Genomic DNA, 4,755 nt, shown 5'->3' with positions numbered 1-4,755 from the left:
GACGATGGGCGGGCGCCACCGGCCGTTGTGCTGGAGCGTCGGGCGAGCACCGAAGACGACTTGTCCGAGCAGCTCGAGTTCGCGGCGCGCATTCGCGCCGAGCATGCCGAGATCGTCGAACGTTTCGCTGCCGACCTCAACCGCTACCGGCTGCTGACCGGCAGCCTGCGGACCACCGCCCATCCATGACGGGTGGGCCGGCTCAGCCGGCCTGCGTCATCAGTCGCAGCCACTGCCGGTACTGGCCGTGGGTGAACACCTCGTCGTCGATGTCACCGGTACTGACCTGCGGCGCCAGACCCAGTCGGCGGGCGTTGTCGTCGGCGCCCTGCAGCTGGCGCGCGGCGCCGCGGAAATGCCCCTGTAGATACGGCTGACCGGTGGCGGTGAAACCACGCTGACAGGCCTCCATCACGGACTGATCGTCCGGCGTGGCCATGCCGGCCGGGCCCAGGAAGTCCTCGAACTGGCGCAGGCGTCGTTCGCGCGCCGCCGCGGGTTCGCCCTTGGGAGCAACGCAGTAGACCTCCACCAGGGTCCTGTCCACGGCCAGCGGATGCACGATGCGCACCGTGCTGGACGACTGGTCCATGAGAAGCAGGTTCGGGAAGATGGCGAGATTGCGGATGGCGTCGATCATCCACTGCGCCTGATCCGGGCCGAACTCGCGCGTGATGCGCTCACGCTGGAAACCCAGCGGCCGTTCGTCGCCATTGGGCATGAGCGCCCAGTCCATGATGTGGCCGTTCTCGAACTGGTAGCAGCCACCGGGCAGGCTGGCCATCTGTGTCGGGTCGATGGTCTTGATCGTGTTTCCGGCCTTTTTCTGGCGCTCGACGATCAGCCCGATGTAGTTGGTGTGCACCGGGAAGAAGTGATAGCCGTCGATGTTCTCGAGCTGCATCTTCCAGTTGGCGTTGCAGGTGTAGCGGATGCCGCCGCGCACCAGCTCGAGGCCGTCCGGCGACTGGTCGGCCATGGCGTCGATGACGCGCGCGGCGCCGCCCAGGTGCTGCTCGATTGGCTCTACGGCATCGTTCAGGCTGCCGAAGATGAAGCCCCGGTAGACGCCTACCCTGACCTTGGCGAGGTCGTGCGACAGGGTCTCGAAATAGGCCGGATACCCGCCGCGTTCCTTGGCGTCCACGTTGACGCAGCGGCCGGCGCTGTCGTACACCCAGCCGTGGTACGGGCAGGTGAGGTGGCGCTTGTTGCCGCGCTTGCTGGCGGTCAGTTCGGCGCCGCGGTGCGAGCAGCTGTTCAGGAAGGCGTGCACCTTTCCGTCCTCGCCGCGCGTCACCAGCACCGGGCTGCGGCCGATGCGGGCGGCCACGAAGTCGTTGGCCTGCGGGATCTGGCTCTCGTGCGCCAGATAGACCCAGGTCGACTCGAAGATGTTGCGCATCTCGAGTTCGAAGATGGCCGGATCGGCAAAGATGCGCCGCGCCACCTCGAAGCGGCCCTCCTCCGGCCCGTCACGCACGCAGTCCAGCAATTCGGACAGGCTCAGGCCGGCGGCGTCGGTCATCTGGTCCATGGCGGTTCTCCTGCTCTTGGGTGCGGCGGGCGTCATCGCGCCCGCCTGATTGTTGCGGCGTGGGCTTCGGCTCAGCCCAGGGCGGCGATGATGTCGGCCGACGTGGCCACGTCGCAGCGCCCGGCCATGCGCTGGACGGTGATGTCATGCGCTTCCTGCGTGGCGCACACGCAGCAGTCCTCGGCCAGGATGTTGCTGTAGCCGCGGTCATTGGCGTCCCAGGCGGTCGATTCCACCACCGCGTCGGTGCTGACACCGCTCAGGATGAGGTCGGTAATGCCCTGGCTGTCGAGCACTTCCTGCAGGCCGGAGCTGACGAAGGCGCTGAAGATGCATTTGTAGACGATGGTCTCGCCGGGCAGCGGCTTGACCAGATCGGCCGCGTCGCCACCCCAGGTGCCGCGCTTGCACACGTTGCCGCCGGACACCAGCTGGAAGAATGCGCCGCGGTGCGGCCAGCGCGGCTGGACGCCGGCTTCCAGGTCGATCAGCACGTGAATCACCGGCACGCCCTTCTCCCGGCAGGCATCCATCAGGCCGCGCAGCTTGTTAAGCATGTCCGTCTTCTGGATCATCCCGGCAAAGCCCAACTGCTGTGCCATGGGGGAATCGGGATGGGTAATGTCGTTTTGCACGTCCATGACCAGGAGGGCGGTCTTGGACTTGTCGATGGTCAGGGCCATGAAGGTTCTCCAGAAGTAACGCGGACGGAATGCCTGAACGGTCGGTCGGATTCTAGGTGCCGTCGGCTGGCGCGGCAATGGCGCCGGCGCCGCGCGGGGGGTGAGCAATGAGCGCCCTGCTGTGGCTGCTTGCGGTGTTGGCGGTCGCTTCCGTCGCCGCCTACCGCCAGCTCGGACGTACCGCGGCGGCCGTGGCCATCGGCGCCACTTTGCTGCTGGCCAGCGTGAGCGGCTGGAGCGCCTGGCTGGCGCTGCCGGCCTGGCTGGTGTGGGCGGCCTGGGTGGTGCTGATGCACGCCGATGGCCTGCGGCGCGAACAGATAACCTCGCGTTTGCTCGCGTTCTACCGCCGCCAGTTGCCGCCGTTGTCCGAGACCGAGCGCGAGGCGATGGCGGCCGGCACCGTGTGGTGGGAGCGCGAATTGTTCTCGGGCCGCCCGGATTGGAAGCGGCTCGAGGACATCGCTCCGCAAGCGCTCAGCGCGCAGGAGCAGGCCTTCCTGGACGGGCCGGTGGAACGGCTTTGTGCGTTGCTGGACGACTGGCGCATCACCCACCACGATGCCGATCTGCCGCCCGAACTGTGGCAGATGCTGCGCGAGGAAGGCTTTTTCGGCCTGATCATCCCGCGCGAGTTCGGCGGCAAGGGCTTCAGCCACCGCGCCCACTCGGCGGTGGTGATGAAGCTGGCCAGCCGCAGCGTGACCGCCGCCATCACGGTGATGGTGCCCAACTCGCTCGGCCCGGCCGAACTGCTGCGTCACTACGGTACGCCGCAGCAGCGTGAGCATTACCTGCCGCGCCTGGCGGGGGGGCAGGAGATTCCGTGCTTTGCGCTGACCGGCCCACAGGCCGGATCGGACGCCGCCGCGGTGCCGGACGTTGGCGTGGTGTGCCGCGGCGAGGTCGACGGGCGTGAGGTGCTCGGCGTGCGCCTGACCTTCGCCAAGCGCTACATCACCCTGGCGCCGGTGGCGACGCTGATCGGCCTGGCCTTCCAGCTGCGCGACCCCGACGGCCTGCTCGGGGGCGAGGTCGAGCGCGGCATCACCGTGTTGTTGCTGCCGGCCGACACGCCGGGGGTACGGCGCGGCGATCGGCATCTGCCGCTGGACGTGCCGTTCCAGAACGGCCCGCTGTTCGGTCAGGACGTGTTCGCACCGCTCGAGTGGATCATTGGCGGCGAGGCGGGCATCGGGCGCGGCTGGCAGATGCTGGTCAGCTGTCTGTCCGAGGGGCGTGGCATCTCGCTGCCGGCGCTGGCCACCGGCGTGGCCAAGGTGGCGGCGCGGCACACCGGTGCCTACGCCCGGGTGCGCGAGCAGTTTGGCGTGCCGATCGGCCGCTTCGAGGGCGTGCAGGAGGCGCTGGCGCGTATCGGCGGGCGCTGCTATCAGATGGATGCTGCCCGTCGTCTGACCCTCCAGGGCCTCGACGCCGGCGAGAAGCCGGCCGTGCTCACCGCCATCCTCAAGTATCACCTCACCGAGCGCGGCCGTCGGGTGGTCAACGACGCCATGGATGTGCAGGCCGGCAGCGGCATCATGCTCGGCCCACGCAACTTCCTGGCCCGCTACTACCAGGTGATGCCGGTCGCGGTGACGGTCGAGGGTGCCAACATCCTGACCCGCAGCCTGATCATCTTCGGCCAGGGCGCGGTGCGCGCGCATCCGTACCTGTTCGAGGAGATGCAGGCCGCGCAGGGGGCGGACGACACGGCGGCCCTGCAGCGCTTCGATACGCTGATTCTGGCGCACGGCGCCCACCTGCTGGGCAATGCGGCGCGCAGCTTCTGGCTCGGTGTCAGCCGAGGCCGCCTGGCGCGGACACCGGACAGCGGGCTCCTGGGCCGGTATCAGCAGCGCCTGTCGTGGATGAGCGCCGCGTTCGCGGTGGCGGCGGATGTCACCCTGCTGGCGGTGGGCGGTGACCTCAAGCGCCGCGAGCACCTGTCGGCGCGGCTGGGCGATGTGCTGTCCGAGCTGTACCTGGCCAGCGCCGTGTTGTGGCAACACACGGCCGACGGTCGGCCGGACGATGAGCTGCCACTGCTGTGCTGGGCGCTGGAGGATGGTCTGGCGCGCATGGCAAGTGCCTTCGACGGCCTGCTGGCCAACTACCCCAGCCGGCCGCTGGCCTGGCTGCTGCGGGCGCTGGTGTTTCCGGCCGGGCGTCCGGGGCGTGGCCCGGACGACGCCTTCGGTGGGCAGGTGGCGGAGCTTCTGCTCGCGCCCGGGGCGGCACGCGACCGCCTGACCGATGGCATCTTCCTGACGCGTGACGCGGACGAGGCCGTCGGTCGCCTGGAGCAGGCGATCGAGCAGGCCGATGCCGCCGCTCAGGCACAGCGCAAGCTACGCGGTGCGCTCAAGTCGGGCACCCTGGCGGCGGCCGAGGATCTTCTGGCGCAGGCCCAGGCCGCCGGCGTGCTGGATGCCGAGGAGGCGGCCCTGCTGGACGCCTGGCAGGCACAACTGGCGCAGATCATCGCAGTGGACGAGTTCCCGGCCGACAGCCTGCCGCGTCGCGGCGCGG

Annotated in this window: 4 protein-coding genes; 2 read left to right on the top strand and 2 right to left on the bottom strand. The window is 69.2% G+C overall.

All coding sequences use genetic code 11. The features are described 5' to 3' along the window. Positions 1-189, top strand: a 189-nt coding sequence (locus ABYX71_RS10495; RefSeq protein WP_372696447.1) for a hypothetical protein, incomplete at its 5' end; no start/stop codon positions are given. Between the two features lie 13 nt (positions 190-202). Here ABYX71_RS10495 and ABYX71_RS10490 read toward each other — a convergent pair. Together ABYX71_RS10490 and ABYX71_RS10485 are read right to left on the bottom strand one after the other, a co-directional pair. Then, positions 203-1,537, bottom strand: a complete 1,335-nt coding sequence (locus tag ABYX71_RS10490) for a Rieske 2Fe-2S domain-containing protein (protein ID WP_372696446.1) — start codon at positions 1,535-1,537, stop codon at positions 203-205. Positions 1,538-1,608: 71 nt separating this feature from the next. Then, positions 1,609-2,220, bottom strand: coding sequence for a cysteine hydrolase family protein (locus tag ABYX71_RS10485; protein WP_372696445.1), 612 nt, complete (start codon positions 2,218-2,220; stop codon positions 1,609-1,611). A gap of 107 nt (positions 2,221-2,327) precedes the next feature. Here ABYX71_RS10485 and ABYX71_RS10480 point away from each other — a divergent pair. Further along, the coding region (locus ABYX71_RS10480; protein ID WP_372696444.1) for an acyl-CoA dehydrogenase at positions 2,328-4,755 on the top strand (2,428 nt) is incomplete at its 3' end.

The organism is Immundisolibacter sp. (genome assembly GCF_041625615.1).
Taxonomy (GTDB): Bacteria; Pseudomonadota; Gammaproteobacteria; order Immundisolibacterales; family Immundisolibacteraceae; genus Immundisolibacter.
Note: the sequence above shows the minus strand (reverse complement) of the source record. Positions and strands in the feature narration are given on the sequence as shown.

Coding starts and splice junctions, on each gene's coding strand:
- ABYX71_RS10490 (WP_372696446.1), bottom strand. CDS start 1,537: ATGGACCAGATGACCGACGCCGCCGGCCTGAGCCTGTCCGAATTGCTG.
- ABYX71_RS10485 (WP_372696445.1), bottom strand. CDS start 2,220: ATGGCCCTGACCATCGACAAGTCCAAGACCGCCCTCCTGGTCATGGAC.